The sequence below is a fragment of the Pseudomonas sp. TE3911 genome (genome assembly GCF_054062775.1).
The window spans coordinates 5346519-5364379 of record NZ_JBSSFP010000001.1 but is presented as its reverse complement, the minus strand read 5'-3'; the positions used below and the strand labels follow the sequence as shown (position 1 = coordinate 5364379).

The following is a 17861-nucleotide window of genomic DNA, read 5'->3' as shown; positions in this document are numbered from 1 at the left end:
GGGGCTTCCCATGCGCCGCTGGGGCACCACCGAACGTGTCGTTGGCCTGCATGACCCGCAGGTCAATGAGCATCACCTGGAATCGACAGGCTTGCCGGCGGACAATCGTCTGCGTCTGCTCAGTTTCAATATCCAGGTGGGTAACAGCACCGAGAAGTACCGTCACTACATCACCCGTGGTTGGCAGCATTTGCTGCCCCACAACGGGCGGGCCGGTAACCTGCAGAAGATCGGCGACCTGTTGAGTGACTTCGACCTGGTCGCCTTGCAGGAAGCCGATGGTGGCAGCATTCGCTCGGGCTACATCAATCAGGTCGAGCATCTAGCCCATCTTGGGGCTTTCCCCTACTGGTATCAGCAACTCAATCGCAACCTCGGGCGCCTGGCGCAGCACAGCAATGGTGTGCTCAGCCGCTTGAAGCCGACCGCCATCGAAGACCATCCATTGCCGGGTCCAAAGGGGCGTGGGGCGATCCTCGTGCGTTTTGGCGAAGGGCCTGAAGCCTTGGTGGTGGTAATGATGCACTTGGCGCTCGGGGGGCGTACGCGCAACCTTCAGTTGGCTTACGTGCGCGATTTGATTGGCAAATACAAGCATCAGGTGCTGATGGGGGATATGAACACCCATGCCAACGACCTGCTGCAGAATTCCCCGTTGCGCGACCTAGGGCTATTGGCGCCGCAAGTCGAAGCCACGTTTCCGAGCTGGCGACCGCAACGCTGTCTTGACCATATCCTGCTCAGCCCGAGCCTCACACTGGAAAGTGTGCAGGTGCTGGCACAGCCCATTTCCGATCACCTGCCGGTCGCGGTAGAGATTCGTCTGCCGGGCTCGCTCACGGCAGATGCATTACCCGCGTTGAGCCCTGGCCCTCGCGGACCCCTTGCATGAGCGACGACGCCCAGCGCTGGAAAGAAAAATACCTGCTAAGTATCGAGCAACAAGAAAAGCTCGAACGCCGTTGGGCTGCACGCCTTGATCTGCTGCGCCGCGGGCTGGTGCGTAGCACGCTGGCGGCGGAAGGTACCGACCGTGCCGTTGATCAATGCATGAAGGAAATGCGCGACGTTGTGCGCACCGACGACATGGACGCCGCCCTCGCGGCCTTGCTGCCGCGCCTGGAAAAAGCCGTGCTCGATTCTGAGCAGCGCCGCGAAACCCGCATTGACCAGATGAGCACCGCATTGACGTCTCTGGTCACGCAGTTGCAAAAGTTGCCGCTGCCCCGTGAGGTAGCCCGTCCGCTGAAAACCTTTGCCAAGCAGTTGGATGGCCGCGTCAGCCAGGCTCGAGAGATTCCTTTGTTGCTCAGCGAGCTGAGCAGCCTGCAAGGGCAGGCGCTGAATAACCTGGAGCCGGAGGGTGAAACTCCGCGTCCTGGGCCAGGTTTGTTGCAGCGTCTGTTTGGTGCCAAGGACGCCGCGAGCGAAACGGTAGCCACTGAGCCCGTTGCCAGCCCAGCGCCGTCCCCCGTTGTGACCCACGCCGCCGCCGAGCCTCAGGAACCTGAGCAAAACGATGAACTGACGCAAGCCCTGCGGGCCTTTGCGCCGCAGACTCAGGAGCCGGTTGCTGCACAACCTGAACCCGCCAAGGCCGTCAGCGAAGCGTTTGTGTACGAGGCGCCTGCGCAGAGGGTGGCAGAGGTTGCGCCTGTCGCCGAAGCTCCAGCGCCTAAGGCGCCACAGCCTCAGGAGGAAGAGCCAGCGGCCGAAAGCGCCCTCGCGGCCTTAATCGAGACCCCGCCGGTAGCGGTCGAGACGCCGGATGAGACGGTGATTGGTAGTCTCTCGCTCCCGCCTGTGTTGGAGGTCGATGAGCCTGACCCCAACGAGCTGCAATCGGACGGCCCCTATTCCCTGCCTGACTCACCCGAGCCGTCCTACAGCTCCGTGGCCAAGCATATTGAAGACACCCTGCTCGGCCTGCTGGAAGAGCTGTCACTGCCCGAGCGCCATCGGCCACAGGCCGAAGCCATGCGCGAGCGCCTGGCCCACGGTCTGAACTGGTACGAACTGCTGCCGATCCTTGATGACTTGGCGGTGCTGATGCTGGCGATCACCGACAGCGGCCAGCATGAGTTCGAGGCCTACCTGAAACAGCTTAACGAGCGTCTTGAGGCCTTCCAGGGCCACCTGCAAGTGGCCAGCGACGGCCATGCCGACAGCCGCTCCGCAGCCCGGGAGCTGGACACGCAGATTCGCGAGCAGGTCGACGGCCTGCAAAGCAGTGTGCAGGACGCCGCGGACTTGGACAGCCTCAAGCAGGTGCTGGAAAGCCATCTTGAGGGCTTGCTGGGCACCATGGACGAGCACCAGCAGCAGCGTGACCAACGCGAGCAGGAAGTGGCGGCGCGCTTGAAAGGGCTGGCCGAGCGGGTTGCCAATATGGAGCAGGAGGCCCAGGGCTATCGCGAGCACCTCGAGGTGCAGCGCCAGAAGGCGCTGATCGATCCGCTCACCGACTTGCCCAACCGCGCCGCCTGGAGCGAGCGCCTCGACCATGAGGTCAATGCTTGGCACCAGCACGGCAATAATTTGTCGCTGGCGATGCTGGACCTGGACCACTTCAAGCGCATCAACGATGGCTACGGCCACCTGGCCGGTGACAAGGTGCTGAAGATTATCGCCAACGTGCTGCGCAAGCGCCTGCGCTCCAACGATTTCATCGCGCGGTTTGGCGGTGAAGAGTTTGTGCTGCTGATGCCTGATTCATCCCTGTCGGATGCCTTGGGCGTGGGTGAAGTGCTGCGTGCGGCGATCGAGGCCTGCCCGTTCCACTTCAAGGGCGAGCCGGTGACGATTACGGTATCCATGGGGGTGGCGCAATTCCAACCGGGAGAACGCAGTGACCTGGCGCTCAAACGAGCGGATGAGGCGCTGTACCGGGCTAAAGCGGCAGGTCGTAACCAAGTGCAAGCGGCATAAAAGTTGTTCTATTTTGTAACTTGACCGCTTGGCCACGGACCGTACGTTACACTGTTGCATTATCGTCTTCAGCGTGCTGTCTTCCGCCATGAAATTCTTGTACTTCACCTTTGTGCTTCTTCTGCTCGCCGGCTGCGCCAGCGGTCCCCGCCTGAACACCAGCCACCCCTCGGCGAACCACGACAATCGCGTGCAGTTCGTGGTTGTCCACTACACCTCCACCAATCTTGAACAATCACTGGCCCTGCTGACCCACGGCGAGGTCAGTGCGCATTACCTGATCGGCGACGACGCCTCTGCCACCATCTACAAGTTGGTGGATGAAAGCCAACGCGCCTGGCACGCGGGCGAAAGCGAGTGGATGGGGCGTACCTGGCTCAACTCCAGCTCCATCGGGATCGAAATTGTGAACCCCGGCTATAAGGACACGCCCACAGGTCGCCTGTGGTACCCGTATTCCGAGGCCCAGGTAAAATCGCTGGTAGTGCTGCTCAAGGACATCAGCAAGCGCAATGGCATCGACCCCAAGAACATCATTGGTCACAGCGATATAGCGCCGCTGCGCAAGCTGGACCCTGGGCCGTTGTTTCCTTGGAAGCGCCTGGCCGATGAAGGTCTGGGTGTATGGCCGGATGCTCAGGCGGTCTCGCGCTTTCAGGTGCAATATGCTGCTGAACTGCCGAGCATCACCTGGTTCCAGGAAGAATTGGCGCTTCTTGGTTACCCGACACCCCAGACCGGTGTGTTGGATGTCGCAACGCGTCATGTGATCGCGGCGTTCCAGATGCGTTTCCGGCCTTCCCTGTTTGCTGGGGAGCCGGACGCCGAAAGTGCCGCTATTTTGCGTGCCCTCAACCGGCGCTAAAGGTTAAAGCGGTAACGCCATGTAGAACTGAGTGCCCTGCCCCGGCCGCGAATACACCCCCATGCGACCGCCGTGCAGTTGCACAATCTCTTTGCACAGCGCCAGCCCAAGGCCGGCGCCGCCTTTCTTGCGGCCCACCTGGACGAAGGGTTCGAAGATGCGCCCTTGTTGGCCATAGGCGATACCTTCGCCATTGTCCTCGACACTGATGATTACCCGCTCGCCATGGCGTCGAGCCTGCAGGTGAATCTGCCCGCCGTCGGCGGTGTGACGCAGGGCGTTGCCCAAAAGGTTGTCGAGCACACGCTCCAATTGCGCCTGGTCGGCATACAGGCGTGGCAGGTCGGATTGAACCTCTACCAGCAACTCTATGTTCTGCGCATTGGCGGGCTCCACAAAGCGCGCACGAGCGTTTTCAAGCAGGTCGGTCACGTCGCACGGGCCCAGGGTGAGTTTCTGCAGGCCGTTCTGGTAGCGCGAAAAATTGAGCAAGTCGTTGATCAACTGCATCAGGCGCTGCATCTCTTCATTGACCGTATCCAGCAGGTCCGCTTCGCGGGAGTCCGCCGGGAATTTCGCACGTTCGCGGAACAGGCCGAACGCCATGTGCATGCCAGTCACCGGCGTGCGCAATTCGTGGGATGCCCGCAGGACGAACTCGCTGCGTACCCGTTCAAAGGCGCGCTGTTCGGTCACGTCGTGCAGCACCATGACCGCCCCGAGAATATGCCCCTCGGTATGGCTGACAGGTGTGAGGCTGTAGGTCAGCAGGCGCAGTTCGCCCTCGACTTCCACTTCCAGATCATCCGGCGCCCGTTCCAGGTTGCCGCCGCGCAGCACCATTTGCAGCTGTTCATCCAGTTCGGGACGCATCAGGGCTTCGCCCAGGCCTTGGCCGAGGCGTTCCTCGTCCCAGCCCAACTGGCGCTGCGCGACGGGGTTGAGATGTTCCAGGCGGCCTTGGCGGTCAATCATCAGCAAGCCATCGTCGATGCTGTCTAACACAGCTTGCAGGCGCTGCTGGCCGGCCAGCAATTCGTCAACGTTGGTCGCTTGATGCTGGCGAACCGCCTCGGCCATCAGGCCAAAACGGCGGGTTAACAGGTTCATTTCCGCCGCTGAAGAAATCGGCAGCGTCACCTCGAAATCACCTTGGCCGATCTTGTCCGCCGCTTTGGCCAGCGCCTCAATTGGCCCGCCGAATCGCCGGGCGATGCCATGGGCGGTGACAAATCCGATGATCAGCACGGCGAGCCCCACCAACCCCAGCAAACCAGCGATCAGCAACGCCCGCTCACGGGATTTATGCTCGCTGGCGCTGATGTTATCCAGGGCCTGCTTATGTTCGGTAATCAGCCCGTTGCGCAGCACATTGAAGGTTTCGGTGAGTTTTTCCTTGCTGCCCGGCGGCGGCGACGCTTGCTGGGATTGGTCGAAGGCTTCAAGCAAGTCTTGGTATTGGAGGCGTGCCTGGCTGAAACCGTTGCCATGGCCGTCGCGCTGTTCGTGGGCGATACCCTGTTCCAGCAAGTCGAAGTAACGTTTTTTGGAGGCTTGCAGCGCCTCGGGGTCAGGGCGCTGCTCCAGCATCATGATCAACTGGTCGCCAAGGATCTGGCGCAGTTTGAGGCCCAGGTCCAGGGTGACAAAGTTGCTGCGGATCAGCGATTCCTGGGTCTTAGCCATCTGCATCACGCTGACTAAGCCCAGGATCAACCCCAGCAGAGCGACGGTTATCAGCGCTGAAATGCTCAGGAATAAACGAGTGCGCAGTTTCATCGCTAACTTCATAGGGTGCAGCTCACAGGTTGTACTGTTTGCGTTTGCGATACAGGGTCGACGCGTCGATGCCGAGGGTGCGTGCCGCCTGGTCCAAGGTGTCGCTGGTGGCCAGAACAGCACCGATATGGGCTTTCTCCAGCTCGTCCAGACTCAACGCCGCCCCGATACGCGGTGCATTGTTGGTCGGTTGTTCGGCCATGCCTAGGTGGACGATTTCTACCTTTTCCTGCGGGCAGATGATGCTCGCCCGCTCCACCACGTTACGCAGCTCACGGATGTTGCCGGGCCAGCGATAGTTGAGCAGCGCTTCACGTGCTTGATCACTGAAACCCCGCGCCGGCCGGGCGTATTCCTTGACGAAGCGCGCCAGGAAACGGTCTGCCAGCGTCAGGATGTCTTCACTGCGCTCGCGCAGCGGCGGCAAGTGCAGGGTGATGACGTTGAGGCGGTACAGCAAGTCTTCACGGAAACGTCCGTCGCGCACCATGTCTTCCAGGTTCAAGTTGGTGGCGGCGAGGATACGCACGTCGGCCCGGCGGGTGACCGGGTCGCCCACGCGCTCGTATTCCTTGTCCTGGATAAAGCGCAGTAACTTGGGCTGCAACGTGAGGGGAAAATCGCCGATCTCATCAAGAAACAGCGTGCCACCGTCTGCCTGATTGACGCGGCCCAGCGTGCTCTCACTGGCGCCGGTGAAGGCGCCACGGCTATGACCGAATAGCTCGCTTTCCATCAGCTCAGCGGTCAGCGACGGGCAATTGATGGTCACGCAGGATTTCTTCGCGCGCTTGCTCCAGCCGTGAATAGCGCGGGCCAGTTCGCCTTTACCGGTGCCTGACTCGCCAAGGATCAAGATGTTGGCGTCGGTCCCCGCCACCTGGCGCGCGGTTTCCAGCACCACCATCATTGACGGGCTATGAGAGTCGAGGCCGTCTTTGGGCTGGCGCACTGCACCTTCTAAAGCCTCCAAGCGCGCGGACAGTTGGCGCACCTCCAATTGCTTGGCCGTAGCGAGGCGAAGTTGATCGGGGCTGCAAGGCTTGACCAAGTAATCGGCGGCACCGGCCTGGATCGCGTCCACGGCGGTATCGACGGCGGAGTGAGCGGTGACAATCACCACGCGCATCCACGGTGCCTGGATACGCATGTGTGCCAGCACATCCAGACCGTTGTCTTCGCCCAGGCGCAGGTCCAGGAAGCACAGGTCGAACACCTGGCGTTGCATCAGGGCATCGGCCTGGGCGGCGCTATTGGCGGTGGCGACGGTGTAGCCTTCATCTTCCAGGCAATAACGGAAGGTGCGGAGGATCGCGGACTCGTCATCCACTAAAAGAATGCGGCCTTGAAGTTCCTTGGCTGATTCCATCTGTCCCGCGCTCCTTAACTATAAATGATGGTGTTTAGTCCCGGAATAATCGGGCAAGTTGCATGGTTTATTCTGATTGATAAAAGGCATTGCCGTGCAGGTATCTGCATCTTTTCCTACAGAGCCCCGCCTGATGGCGTTTTCATGCCTTCTTGCCACTTCGGCAACTACTCCGTTGCTTTCGATCCTTTGATCCGACCACTGACCGTCGTGCATTTCGCACGGCCTATAAAGGGCGATCGTGCAGGATGCTGCACTGCCATTGTGTCTTTAATGCATAAGCTACTGATTTTATTGGGTTTTATTTTGTAAAAAAGCTGGCATGCACGCTGCAATACCTCTCTCAACGAATAATCAAAATGCGGGAGAACATCAGCATGACTCGCCAAATCCTCAGCCAATTGTGTGTATCGCCACTGCGCTTACAGCAAGGCATGTTTGCCAGCTTGGCCGTAATGGTCACGCTGATAGCAGGCCAGCAGATGCAACATTGGCAGCAGAGTCAGCAGCAAACCCCGCATTTCGAACGTCCGGCGATGACGCAGACACATTTCAGTTCCATTGGCAGCCGTACCGTCGGTGCTGCTTCTGCTGATGTAACCGCACCGCAATTGAGAGTGGCCGAGCAGGATTCCACCCTGGGCGAGCTGCCAACCCAAGAACGTTGGGTGTTTTAGGCAATAAAAGCGGCCGCTTGTGTAAGGCGGCCGTACGGCACGGCACTACCGCTGTTACCTCTATCGAAGCGTAAGGAGAATCACCATGTTGAGTTGGGCAATCACATTTCTGATCATCGCCATTGTGGCTGCAGTTCTGGGCTTTGGTGGTATCGCGGGCACCGCCACTGGGATCGCTAAGATCCTGTTCGTAGTCTTCCTGGTGATGTTCATTGCTTCGTTCTTCTTTGGTCGTCGCGGCCGAGGCTGAATATGACCACTCTGTGCTTTAAAACCATGGCTGTCGCCCTGCTCTTGGGCGGCAGCGGCCTGGCGATGGCCGCCAATGACGGCCAATCCCGGGCCAACCAATTGCTGACCGCGGACCCGCAGTACCGCGAGACTTGGCAAGACGTGGTGAAAAAAGAAGAGCGCTTGCCGGAGTGGGTGATGAACCTGTCAGGCACAGCCGAGCAGATGAACGCCGTTGAAGAAGATGGTGACAAGTACTTGGTCGGGCCGCTTTGCGAAACTGCAGACACGTGCAAGAACAAGCGCCTGATCGTCGCCTTCAGCTTCGACAAGGAAGATGCCTACGCCATGTTGGTGGAAGTGCCCGCCGGTTTGCCGGCAGATAAATCCCCAACACGCCATGCCGATTACCGTTTTATCGGTAAGCCGGATGAAGGCATGCAGAAGCTGCTGATGGAGCAGCTGAAGAAAGATCCGAATTGGTACTAGGTCCCGGCTACGGGGCCAGCGTCCATAGAAAGAAGCACCTTTGCTTCTTTCTGTTTGCACCGCTCGCCAAGAGCGGTGCATGACCAAGGGGCTGGGTTGCTCTGATCAAATGGGATCGGCGTGACCTACGGGTACAGGGAGTGCCTGCGCAAGGGCCGGGTCAGGCGAAAAGCTGCGACGCAAGTTCACAAGCCCCCTGCTTGCTGAACTTGCGGCGGGCTTATGACTTTCATCCCTGCCTTTTATGCCGTCCATAGCTGCGAATTTTCTTTTTGCTTGTTCCCAACCATTACTTGGTGTGTCGGGACGACCATCTATCGAGAAAGTTTTGTCGACGCTATAGGACATTTCTGACGCAATGCCGCGTGATTCCCAGGCATTTCTGCCAACGCACCAAACACGTGCAGAATCTCTGCGCGAGCCTGAATTGGCCGGTTCACGGCATATTCACCTGACAATATGTCGCATATGAACTGACCGTTCGGACAGTTATTATGAAAAAAAGTCATGCCGATTCGGCATAGGGTAGGCGTTTACGGCATTAGACGTCGCTCCCTTGCATCGGAATAGTTGCGCCTTTTTTCGCCTGCCAGTAAGCCATTTCGGCCACGCTGCGGTGACCTTTCATGGGGGCAGATGCACACACTTTTTCGCTTTCGAGCGGTCCAGCTGGCGCATTTGCCTTAAGTTCACTTGAAGTAAGGGTAATGACATGAAGAAGGCAAAGCTAAGCCTCGCCTGGCAGATCCTCATCGGTTTGGTGCTGGGGATCGCAATCGGCGCAGTGCTCAACCATTTCAGTGCTGAAAAGGCCTGGTGGATCAGCAACGTGCTGCAGCCAGCGGGCGATATCTTTATCCGCCTGATCAAGATGATCGTGATCCCGATTGTGATTTCCTCGTTGATAGTCGGCATTGCCGGTGTCGGTGACGCGAAAAAGCTCGGTCGTATCGGCGTCAAAACCATCCTTTACTTCGAAGTCGTCACCACCATCGCCATTGTGGTCGGCCTGTTGCTGGCCAACCTGTTCCATCCGGGCGCGGGCATCGACATGAGTACCCTCGGTACGGTGGATATCTCCAAGTACCAGGCGACCGCCGCCGAGGTGCAGCATGAGCATGCGTTTATCGAGACCATCCTCAACCTGATCCCGTCGAACATCTTCGCCGCTGTTGCCCGTGGCGAGATGCTGCCGATCATTTTCTTCTCAGTGCTATTCGGCCTGGGTCTGTCGAGCCTCAAGCCTGAGCTGCGTGAGCCGCTTGTGACCATGTTCCAAGGCGTGTCCGAGAGCATGTTCAAAGTCACCCACATGATCATGAAGTACGCCCCGATCGGCGTATTCGCACTGATCGCAGTGACTGTCGCTAACTTTGGCTTTGCCTCCTTGCTGCCGCTGGCCAAGCTGGTGATCCTGGTTTACGTCGCCATCCTGTTCTTCGCTTTTGCAGTATTGGGCCTGATCGCCCGCCTGTTCGGCTTCTCGATCCTCAAGCTGATCCGCATCTTCAAAGATGAGCTGGTACTGGCTTACTCCACCGCCAGTTCCGAAACCGTGCTGCCGCGCGTGATCGAGAAGATGGAAGCTTATGGCGCGCCAAAGGCTATCTGCAGCTTCGTGGTGCCGACCGGTTACTCGTTCAACCTCGACGGTTCGACCTTGTACCAGAGCATCGCGGCAATCTTTATCGCCCAGCTGTATGGCATTGACCTGTCGATCGGTCAGCAACTGATGCTGGTGCTGACTCTGATGGTCACCTCCAAAGGCATCGCCGGCGTGCCGGGCGTGTCCTTCGTGGTGCTGCTGGCCACCTTGGGCAGCGTCGGGATCCCGCTGGAAGGCCTGGCGTTCATCGCCGGTGTGGACCGCATCATGGACATGGCGCGTACCGCCCTCAACGTGATCGGTAATGCCCTGGCGGTATTGGTCATCTCCCGTTGGGAAGGCATGTACGACGACGCCAAAGGCGAGCGCTACTGGAATTCGCTGCCGCACTGGCGCACCAAGCAAGCCCTGCCGACTGCCCAAGCCACTCGCGGCTGATAGTCCGACGGCTCTAAGACAAACCCCGGTAAATCCGGGGTTTGTCGTTTCTGCCAGCCCCGCTATCATTCGCCCCATCTTTCGGGGGATTTAACTGATGCTCAATGGCCTGTGGCTTGGCTTCTTTGTCGTGGCGATGGTGTCAGCACTGGCGCAATGGCTGGTGGGGGGTAACGCCGGGATTTTTGCGGCGATGGTGGAAAGCATTTTCGCCATGGCCAAATTGTCGGTGGAAGTGATGGTGCTGCTGTTCGGCACCCTGACCCTGTGGCTGGGCTTTCTGCGTATCGCCGAGAAAGCCGGGATCGTCGATTGGCTGGCCAAGGCCCTTGGCCCGCTGTTTCGCCGCCTGATGCCGGAAGTGCCGGCCGGCCACCCTGCCATCGGTCTGATCACCCTCAACTTCGCCGCTAACGGCCTGGGCCTGGATAACGCGGCCACTCCAATCGGCCTAAAGGCCATGAAGGCGTTGCAGGAACTTAACCCCATCCCCAACACGGCGAGTAACGCGCAGATTCTGTTCCTGGTGCTCAACGCCTCGTCTCTGACACTGCTGCCAGTGACCATCTTCATGTACCGCGCCCAGCAAGGCGCCGCCGACCCGACGTTGGTGTTCCTGCCGATCCTGTTGGCCACCAGTGCTTCTACTCTGGTGGGCCTGCTGTCGGTGGCGGTGATGCAGCGTCTGCGGCTGTGGGATCCGGTGGTGCTGGCTTACCTGATTCCGGGTGCGTTGGTGCTGGGCGGCTTTATGGCGTTATTGGCCACGCTATCTGCCACGGCGCTGGCCGGTTTGTCGTCGATCCTCGGCAACCTCACGTTATTTGGATTGATCATGCTGTTCCTGGTGATCGGCGCGTTGCGCAAGGTGAAGGTGTACGAGGCGTTTGTCGAAGGGGCCAAAGAAGGCTTCGACGTGGCCAAGAACCTGTTGCCTTACTTGGTTGCGATGCTCTGTGCCGTAGGTGTTTTACGCGCCTCCGGGGCCTTGGACTTTGGCCTTGAGGGGATTCGCCATCTGGTCGCTTGGACCGGCATGGACACGCGCTTTGTCGATGCATTGCCCACGGCGATGGTCAAGCCATTCTCCGGCAGCGCTGCGCGGGCGATGTTGATCGAGACCATGCAGACTCAAGGTGTGGATAGCTTCCCGGCCCTGGTGGCGGCGACGATCCAGGGCAGTACGGAAACCACCTTTTATGTGTTGGCGGTGTACTTCGGCTCGGTGGGCATTCAGCGTGCGCGGCATGCCGTGGGCTGTGCGTTGCTGGCTGAGTTTGCGGGTGTCGTGGCGGCGATTGCGGTGTGCTACTGGTTCTTTGGCTGAGGCTCGGATCGCTATCGGGAGCAAGCCCCCTCCTACATGTTGATCTGTGAACACATTCAAAATGTGGGAGGGGGCTTGCCCCCGATGAGGCCCTCAGCGTTTCGCAACACCGTTGCCCTGCTGAACAACCCACTCCACCACCTGCCTGCTCAACTGATCCCCGGCCACTCCAAACCCGGCCACCACCGCCGGCACCTTGGTATCGCTCACCGCTTGGTGCACTTCAAACCGCCGGCTGGCAATAATCCGCTGATCACTGCCACGCACCAGGCGTGCGTCGAGGCGGATCACCACCTCCACCGCACTGCCCCGGTACTCACTCTGAAACGCCTGCAACTGCCCGCCTAGCTCATAGTCGGCCTGCAGATTGGTGTCGTCGGTGCTCAGCAGTGTCACCCGACCGTCACGCTGGAAGCCGTCCAGCAGGCGATTACGCAACAGTACCGGCGCGGGATCGCTCCAGCGCGAGTTGGCGTAGCTGCTGATCAGGTCGCCATTGGGCACCACGGCGATGCGTGGGCTGTCGAGGAACTCGCTGGTTTGTGGCTTGGTCAGGCGTAGCGACCAACCTACCGGGGTGCCTTGAGTCGTCGTTTGGGCGGAGGCCAGGCGGTAGACGTCCGACGGGTCGGCTTTAGGCAGGATCGAGCATGCGCTCACCAGTGCCAGCGCCACAGGAGCGATCATTTGATAAGCACGCTTCATGGCGTGAACTCCTTGTTCTTATCACTGCCCAGCAGGTAACCGCTGGGGTTGGCTTCCAGGCGGCGGGAGATGGCGCGCAGCGAACCGAGTGTTTCGCGCAGTTCGCGCACCGCCGGCGCCAGTTCGTTGAGGCCCTGCATGCCACTGTTCACCGAGTCTTTGTTATTGGTCAGCAAGGTATTGATGGTGGCGGTGCTTTGCTCCAGGGATTTCATCGCTTGTTCGGCGCTGCCGAACGCCTGTTTGCCTTGATCGTTGAGCAACCCGTTAGCGTTACGCATCAGCACCGTGGTCTGCTCCAGAGCAGCGGTGGCTTGTTTGCTGACTTGCATCAGTTGTTGCATCACCACCTTGATATCGCCGCGTTGGTCGGCAATGGCGCCGGTGGTTTGTTGCAGGTTATCCAGGGTCTTGCTCAGTCGCTCGACGTTATCCGAGGAGAACATCTCGTTGGCGTTGTGCAGCAGCAGGTTGATGCCGGTCATCAGGTCATTGCTGTTGTTCAGCAGCCGCGCGATGGGTGATGGCGAGGCGATGATCTGCGGCAGGTTGCCATCCTTGCCCTTGAGCACCGCACTTTGAGGTGTCCCGCCGCTGAGTTGGATGATCGACGTGCCCGTGATGCCGGTCAGCGCGAGTTTGGCTTGGGTGTCTTCCTTGATCGGCGTCTGCCCGGCCAGGCGGATACGCGCGAGTACGCGGCGCGGGTCGTTGGGGTCCAGGCTCAGGCTGATCACGTCGCCCACCTTGATCCCGCTGTATTGCACCGAGCTGCCTTGAGACAAGCCGCTGACCGCCTCGTTGAAGATCACTTCGTAATCCTGGAAGGCGCTGTCGACGCTGGATTTGGCCAGCCACAGGCCAAACAGCATCGCGCCGACCACCACGATCACGCTGAACAGACCGATCATCACATGATGGGCTCGGGTTTCCATGTCATACCTCGTTGAGCGGTTGAGCGGCATCCAATGCCGCGCGGCCCCGGGGGCCGTGGAAGTATTCGTGAATCCAGGCGTCGTCCGTTTCCGAGACGATATCGATGGCGTCCGCCACCAGCACTTTCTTCTGCGCCAGCACCGCCACGCGGTCGGTGATGGTGTACAGCGTGTCCAAGTCATGGGTGACCAGGAACACGCTCAGGCCCAGCGCGTCGCGCAGGGTCAGGATCAGTTGGTCGAATTGCGCCGCGCCAATCGGGTCGAGGCCGGCGGTGGGCTCGTCGAGGAACAGGATGTCCGGGTCTAGCGCCAGGGCCCGGGCCAGTGCGGCGCGCTTGATCATGCCACCGGAGAGCGACGCGGGGTATTTGTCGGCGGCCGACAGCGGCAGCCCAGCGAGGGCGAGTTTGACGGCCGCCAAGTGCTCGGCGTCTCGGCGGCTGAGGCCTGCGTGCTCGATCAGTGGCAGCGCGACGTTCTCGGTCACGGTCAGCGAGGAAAACAGCGCGCCCTTCTGGAACAGCACGCCGAAGCGCCGCTCTACCAGCGAACGCTCATGCTCCGGCAGGCTCGGCAGATTCTTGCCGAACACCCGCACTTCGCCCTCGCTGGGGCGGCGCAGGCCGACGATGCTGCGCAACAGCACCGACTTGCCACTGCCGGAGCCGCCGACCACCGCAAGGATTTCGCCCTTGTACAAATCCAGGTCGAGATTCTCGTGCACGCTCTGGCTGCCAAAGCGATTGCACAGACCACGCACTTCAATTACCGCCTCGGTGGGCGAACGGTGTAGACGACTCACCAGCCCATCTCCATGAAGAACAGCGCGGCAACCGCATCCAGCACGATCACCACAAAGATCGATTGCACCACGCTGGAGGTGGTGTGGGCGCCGACCGATTCGGCACTGCCGCTGACCTTGAAGCCTTCCAGGCAGCCAATGGCTGCGATCAAAAAGGCGAAGATCGGTGCTTTCACCATGCCCACCAAAAAGTGCTGCACGCCAATGTCCGATTGCAGCAGCGAGAGGAACATCGCGGGCGAAATATCCAGCGCCACGGCACACACCACGGCGCCGCCGACGATCCCCGAGAGCATCGCCAGAAAGGTCAGCATCGGCAGCGCGATCAGCAGCGCGAGTACGCGGGGCAGTACCAGCAACTCCATCGGATCCAGGCCCAGTGTGCGGATGGCGTCGATTTCTTCGTTGGCCTTCATCGAACCGATCTGCGCGGTAAACGCACTAGCGGTGCGGCCGGCGATCAGGATCGCAGTGAGCAACACGCCGAATTCCCGCAGGAAGGAGAACGCCACCAGGTCCACCGTAAAAATTGTCGCGCCGAAGCTTTTGAGTACCGTGGCGCCAAGAAACGCCACCACGGCACCGACTAGAAAGGTCAGCAACGCCACGATAGGCGCAGCATCGAGGCCGACCTGTTCGAGATGGGCAACCATCGGCGTCAGGCGCCAGCGCTTGGGGCGGAAAATGCCACGGGCAAAGGTTTCGAGGATCAGGCCGACAAAACCCAATAATTGCTTGCTGTCCTGCCAGACGGTATCCACCGCCCGCCCGATGCGTGCCAACACCTGGATACCGGCAGCCTCTTCCGGTGCTTTTTCCGGTACGCAAAAATCGTTGAGTGAGCGGTAGACGGTCTTGAGCAACGCGCGGTCGGCAGCGGACAGACTGCAATCGGTCTGCTCGGCGGATTGCTCGATACGGGTTGGCCCAAGCAGTTCCACCAGCAGCGAGGCGCCGGCGGTATCCAGGGCGCCGAGCCCATTGAGGTCTATGCGTGCGCCGGCGTCGTATTGGCCGTCGAGTTTGTCCGACAGCTTCTTTAGGTTTGCGTAGTGGGCCAGCGTCCAGTCCCCCGTAATCCGCAGTAACGGAGGGGCGGTGGAGGTATCGAGGTGGGCTGCGCCGGCCGTGGGACTACTGGTCATAAGCTCCGAGCTTGTATTGGCTATCCACAATTCCTACGTAATAGCACGATACAGCCTACTTCGGGTTGTCCGTTTGTGCTGCGTCAGTCACTTTGAAGCGCAGCACGCCGATCACCTGCCCGTCTTCGGTCAGCACTTGAACTTGCCAGCGCCCCGCCGAATCGGGCGGGAAGTTCTGTTTGTGGGTCCAGGCGCGATAGCCTTCCTTGCGCCCGCCGTGGATGTCCAGGGCAATGCGGTCGACCTCTTTGCCGTTGAATTTCCACACGTGGTAGATCCGCTCATTCAGCCCGCGTGGCGCGTTGATTGCGGTATAGGCATACAGCCCGCTGCTGCGCAGTTGAGCGACGGTCACTTCCTTGAGGTCATCGCCTGGCGTGCGGTCTTGCAACTGGGTGCTGATGGCCACTTCGGTCATCCACAGCGTGGCCGGCGGTACCCAGCTGCGTAGGAACCAGCCTGCGCAACCAATCGCGGCGGTCACCCCCAGCAGCATCGCCCAGCCCTTGAGGCTGCGCAGCGGCATGCTCACTGCCAGGCTCGGGATCGACAACGCCATGGCTACGCCGAGGGCGAGCTTGTAACTCTCGGCGGTGGTCAGGTGCAGGATGATCGGCAGCGCGGTGAGCAGCGCGGCGAACAGCGTCAGTGTGTGCAGCGCCAGGAACAGCGAGCGCTTGGGCGCCAGCCATTTGTAGTACAGCGGGTCGATGATCGACACCAGTGCCGCTGCGCCGAGTAGGCCGGTGAATATCGATTGGCCACTGTTCCACGCGGTGGTGATGAAAAAGAACGGCAGCACGAAGAACAGACTTTCCTGGTGGATCATCTGGGTGGCGTAGCGCAGCAGGGGTTCGGGAATTTCCCGCTTGAACACCTTGGTGAACAGCTGGGTAAAGCTGTTCTCCAGCATCAGCCACAACCAGCTCACCAGCATGATGACCGCGATCCAACTGGCCATGCCCTGCTGACGGTCCACCAGAATGAAACTGCACACACCCGAGATGAAGCCGCCGAGTGCAATCACCCCTGGGTAGCGCTTCATCAGTTCGAGGATGCGGGTGATTAAACGGGTTACGTTTTGCATTCGGCGGTTCGCAGTCTTTGTAGGAAAAAATCCCAGACAGAATAACGTCTTAGCCCGGCGTTCGGTGCCCGATTACGTGATCCGTTTGCGATAAAGCCGCACGCCGATCAACACAATGGCGATCAGGCCAAGCACGCCGGCGCCGATCCAATTGAGCATGTCGTAACTTAACAGCGGTTTTTCGATGCGCCAGTAGCCAGGCTGCTTGAGTACCTGGCGCATGGCCTGGTTCGCCTGATCCAAGTTGACGGCCTTGATGCGTTTGACCGGGTCGCTGAAGCGGCCTTTGTCGTAGTCGGCCAACGCCGCCCAATAGTAGTCGGCCAACGCGCTGTTGCCCTGCACGGCCCAGGCTTGCCGCGCGATGGCGGCCTGTTGCAGGCGGGCGAAGGTGGCCGGGTCGAGGCCGTCTTTGAGCAACTGCGCGGTGAGGTCGTGCAGTACCTGTTCGGCCTCAGGGAGGTTTTCTCGCTCAAGGTCGGCATTCATGCTGAGGAAACCTACGCCGCCGAGCACTTCGCGTTCGCTCCAGGGGCCGTAGGACAAACCGTGCTTGAGGCGCAGTTGACGGTACAGCGCCCAGTCGAGGTAGTCCTTAAGCAGGTCGTAGGTTTCGTCGTGCTGGTCGTCCAATACCGGTTCTGGGAACAGCCAGTGCAGTTTGGCGCTGTTGCCTACCCAGCCGTGGATCAGTTCGCGGTGGCTGTTGGCGGTGTGCTGGATTTCCGGCAGGGGCCTGTGCTCGGTGGGGTCTACCGGGTCGAGTTCGCCGTAGGTGCGTTCCAGGTAGGCCGGCAGCAGTTTGTCGAGTTCGCCGACGACGATCAGGGTCATGTTGTTGGGGGCGTACCAATTCTTGCGCAGTGTCTGCAACTGGTCGCGGGTCAGTTGCTCGACCTCGGCGCGTTCGGCGCATTTGAGGCCCAACTCGACGGCCAGTTGATTGCTGGCGGTGTGGCCCAGGTCCTGACGGTCCAGCAGGCGTTGCAGGTGCGAGTAATGGCCGCCGTCTTCGCGCTCTACTACTTGTTTGGCCGCATTGATATTGGCGTCGGTCAACTCAGTGCGGGTGATGATTGCCAGTAACAGGTCGAGCACCTTGCGCTGGTTTTTCGCGGGAGCCTCAATTACGAAGGTGGTGTCGGCATTGCTGGTGTAGGCGTTCCACTCGCCGCCCAGGGCCTGCATGCGCTCTTCGAGGTCGCCTTCGCCGCCGCCGTCGATGCCACTGAACAGCAAGTGTTCGAGCAAGTGCGGCAACTCCTTTTCCTCACAGCCGAAGTCATCCAGGCCCACACCGACCACCAAACGGATCGCCACGTGCCCACGTTCGGTGCCCGGCTTGAGTAGCAATTGCAGGCCGTTGGGCAAGGTGTAGCCCTCGACTTGCAGGCGGTCAAAGGCAAAAGCGTGGGCAGAACCCATAAGCAGGCAGGCGAATAACAGGCGACGCATAACTGGCTTCCTGGCGAGTG

At 60.1% G+C, this 17861-nt stretch carries 16 protein-coding genes; 8 read left to right on the top strand and 8 right to left on the bottom strand.

Features of this window, described 5'->3' with window-relative positions:
* The first annotated feature begins 10 nt into the window (after positions 1-10).
* The 3 genes from ACVWXD_RS24260 to ACVWXD_RS24250 all read left to right on the top strand — a co-directional run bounded on the left by ACVWXD_RS24260 (position 11) and on the right by ACVWXD_RS24250 (position 3793).
* Entirely contained in the window at positions 11-892 is an 882-nt protein-coding gene (locus ACVWXD_RS24260; RefSeq protein WP_032885046.1) for an endonuclease/exonuclease/phosphatase family protein, read from the top strand.
* Positions 889-2928, top strand: coding sequence for a diguanylate cyclase (locus tag ACVWXD_RS24255; protein WP_181644028.1), 2040 nt, complete (start codon positions 889-891; stop codon positions 2926-2928). The genes ACVWXD_RS24260 and ACVWXD_RS24255 overlap by 4 nt, the downstream gene beginning before the upstream one ends.
* 88 nt (positions 2929-3016) lie before the next feature.
* Positions 3017-3793, top strand: coding sequence for an N-acetylmuramoyl-L-alanine amidase (locus ACVWXD_RS24250; RefSeq protein ID WP_181644027.1), 777 nt, complete (start codon positions 3017-3019; stop codon positions 3791-3793).
* Positions 3794-3796: 3 nt separating this feature from the next.
* On the opposite strand, the gene ACVWXD_RS24245 is transcribed toward ACVWXD_RS24250, so the two are convergent.
* On the bottom strand, positions 3797-5584 hold the full coding sequence (locus ACVWXD_RS24245; protein WP_032885043.1) for an ATP-binding protein: 1788 nt from the start codon (positions 5582-5584) through the stop codon (positions 3797-3799).
* Positions 5585-5594: 10 nt separating this feature from the next.
* Entirely contained in the window at positions 5595-6941 is a 1347-nt protein-coding gene (gene algB, locus ACVWXD_RS24240) for a sigma-54-dependent response regulator transcription factor AlgB (protein WP_032885041.1), read from the bottom strand.
* 377 nt (positions 6942-7318) lie between these two features.
* Here algB and ACVWXD_RS24235 point away from each other — a divergent pair, with 377 nt between their 5' ends.
* The 5 genes from ACVWXD_RS24235 (at position 7319) to ACVWXD_RS24215 (ending at position 11709) form a co-directional block, all read left to right on the top strand.
* Positions 7319-7618, top strand: a complete 300-nt coding sequence (locus tag ACVWXD_RS24235; protein WP_032885189.1) for a hypothetical protein — start codon at positions 7319-7321, stop codon at positions 7616-7618.
* Between the two features lie 85 nt (positions 7619-7703).
* A complete protein-coding gene (locus ACVWXD_RS24230) occupies positions 7704-7868 on the top strand; it encodes a DUF1328 domain-containing protein (protein ID WP_003170804.1) in 165 nt (54 codons plus the stop codon).
* Between the two features lie 2 nt (positions 7869-7870).
* Positions 7871-8338 carry an inhibitor of vertebrate lysozyme family protein gene (locus ACVWXD_RS24225; protein ID WP_032885040.1) on the top strand — a complete coding sequence of 156 codons (468 nt, stop codon included), beginning with the start codon at positions 7871-7873 and terminating at the stop codon, positions 8336-8338.
* 712 nt (positions 8339-9050) lie between these two features.
* Entirely contained in the window at positions 9051-10382 is a 1332-nt protein-coding gene (gene gltP / locus ACVWXD_RS24220; RefSeq protein WP_032885038.1) for a glutamate/aspartate:proton symporter GltP, read from the top strand.
* Between the two features lie 97 nt (positions 10383-10479).
* Positions 10480-11709 (top strand): nucleoside recognition domain-containing protein, encoded by a 1230-nt coding sequence (locus ACVWXD_RS24215; protein WP_048721443.1) that lies wholly within the window; start codon positions 10480-10482, stop codon positions 11707-11709.
* Between the two features lie 93 nt (positions 11710-11802).
* On the opposite strand, the gene ACVWXD_RS24210 is transcribed toward ACVWXD_RS24215, so the two are convergent.
* The 6 genes from ACVWXD_RS24210 to ACVWXD_RS24185 all read right to left on the bottom strand — a co-directional run bounded on the left by ACVWXD_RS24210 (position 11803) and on the right by ACVWXD_RS24185 (position 17841).
* On the bottom strand, positions 11803-12414 hold the full coding sequence (locus ACVWXD_RS24210; RefSeq protein ID WP_095185305.1) for an ABC-type transport auxiliary lipoprotein family protein: 612 nt from the start codon (positions 12412-12414) through the stop codon (positions 11803-11805).
* Complete coding sequence (locus tag ACVWXD_RS24205; RefSeq protein WP_032885033.1) at positions 12411-13349, bottom strand: MlaD family protein; 939 nt, start codon at positions 13347-13349, stop codon at positions 12411-12413. The genes ACVWXD_RS24210 and ACVWXD_RS24205 overlap by 4 nt, the downstream gene beginning before the upstream one ends.
* Before the next feature lies 1 nt (position 13350).
* Positions 13351-14154 (bottom strand): ABC transporter ATP-binding protein, encoded by an 804-nt coding sequence (locus ACVWXD_RS24200; protein WP_095185306.1) that lies wholly within the window; start codon positions 14152-14154, stop codon positions 13351-13353.
* Complete coding sequence (locus tag ACVWXD_RS24195; protein WP_260366933.1) at positions 14151-15299, bottom strand: ABC transporter permease; 1149 nt, start codon at positions 15297-15299, stop codon at positions 14151-14153. The genes ACVWXD_RS24200 and ACVWXD_RS24195 overlap by 4 nt, the downstream gene beginning before the upstream one ends.
* Before the next feature lie 55 nt (positions 15300-15354).
* Positions 15355-16386 carry a DUF5924 family protein gene (locus ACVWXD_RS24190; protein ID WP_032885028.1) on the bottom strand — a complete coding sequence of 344 codons (1032 nt, stop codon included), beginning with the start codon at positions 16384-16386 and terminating at the stop codon, positions 15355-15357.
* A 72-nt stretch (positions 16387-16458) separates the two neighbouring features.
* Positions 16459-17841 carry a M16 family metallopeptidase gene (locus tag ACVWXD_RS24185; protein ID WP_286819276.1) on the bottom strand — a complete coding sequence of 461 codons (1383 nt, stop codon included), beginning with the start codon at positions 17839-17841 and terminating at the stop codon, positions 16459-16461.
* Positions 17842-17861 lie beyond the last annotated feature (20 nt).

What these genes read in the sequence shown, in the direction of transcription:
- ACVWXD_RS24260 (WP_032885046.1), top strand. Translation starts at nt 11, where the DNA reads ATGCGCCGCTGGGGCACCACCGAACGTGTCGTTGGCCTGCATGACCCG.
- ACVWXD_RS24255 (WP_181644028.1), top strand. Translation starts at nt 889, where the DNA reads ATGAGCGACGACGCCCAGCGCTGGAAAGAAAAATACCTGCTAAGTATC.
- ACVWXD_RS24250 (WP_181644027.1), top strand. Translation starts at nt 3,017, where the DNA reads ATGAAATTCTTGTACTTCACCTTTGTGCTTCTTCTGCTCGCCGGCTGC.
- ACVWXD_RS24245 (WP_032885043.1), bottom strand. Translation starts at nt 5,584, where the DNA reads ATGAAGTTAGCGATGAAACTGCGCACTCGTTTATTCCTGAGCATTTCA.
- algB (WP_032885041.1), bottom strand. Translation starts at nt 6,941, where the DNA reads ATGGAATCAGCCAAGGAACTTCAAGGCCGCATTCTTTTAGTGGATGAC.
- ACVWXD_RS24235 (WP_032885189.1), top strand. Translation starts at nt 7,319, where the DNA reads ATGACTCGCCAAATCCTCAGCCAATTGTGTGTATCGCCACTGCGCTTA.
- ACVWXD_RS24230 (WP_003170804.1), top strand. Translation starts at nt 7,704, where the DNA reads ATGTTGAGTTGGGCAATCACATTTCTGATCATCGCCATTGTGGCTGCA.
- ACVWXD_RS24225 (WP_032885040.1), top strand. Translation starts at nt 7,871, where the DNA reads ATGACCACTCTGTGCTTTAAAACCATGGCTGTCGCCCTGCTCTTGGGC.
- gltP (WP_032885038.1), top strand. Translation starts at nt 9,051, where the DNA reads ATGAAGAAGGCAAAGCTAAGCCTCGCCTGGCAGATCCTCATCGGTTTG.
- ACVWXD_RS24215 (WP_048721443.1), top strand. Translation starts at nt 10,480, where the DNA reads ATGCTCAATGGCCTGTGGCTTGGCTTCTTTGTCGTGGCGATGGTGTCA.
- ACVWXD_RS24210 (WP_095185305.1), bottom strand. Translation starts at nt 12,414, where the DNA reads ATGAAGCGTGCTTATCAAATGATCGCTCCTGTGGCGCTGGCACTGGTG.
- ACVWXD_RS24205 (WP_032885033.1), bottom strand. Translation starts at nt 13,349, where the DNA reads ATGGAAACCCGAGCCCATCATGTGATGATCGGTCTGTTCAGCGTGATC.
- ACVWXD_RS24195 (WP_260366933.1), bottom strand. Translation starts at nt 15,299, where the DNA reads ATGACCAGTAGTCCCACGGCCGGCGCAGCCCACCTCGATACCTCCACC.
- ACVWXD_RS24190 (WP_032885028.1), bottom strand. Translation starts at nt 16,386, where the DNA reads ATGCAAAACGTAACCCGTTTAATCACCCGCATCCTCGAACTGATGAAG.
- ACVWXD_RS24185 (WP_286819276.1), bottom strand. Translation starts at nt 17,841, where the DNA reads ATGCGTCGCCTGTTATTCGCCTGCCTGCTTATGGGTTCTGCCCACGCT.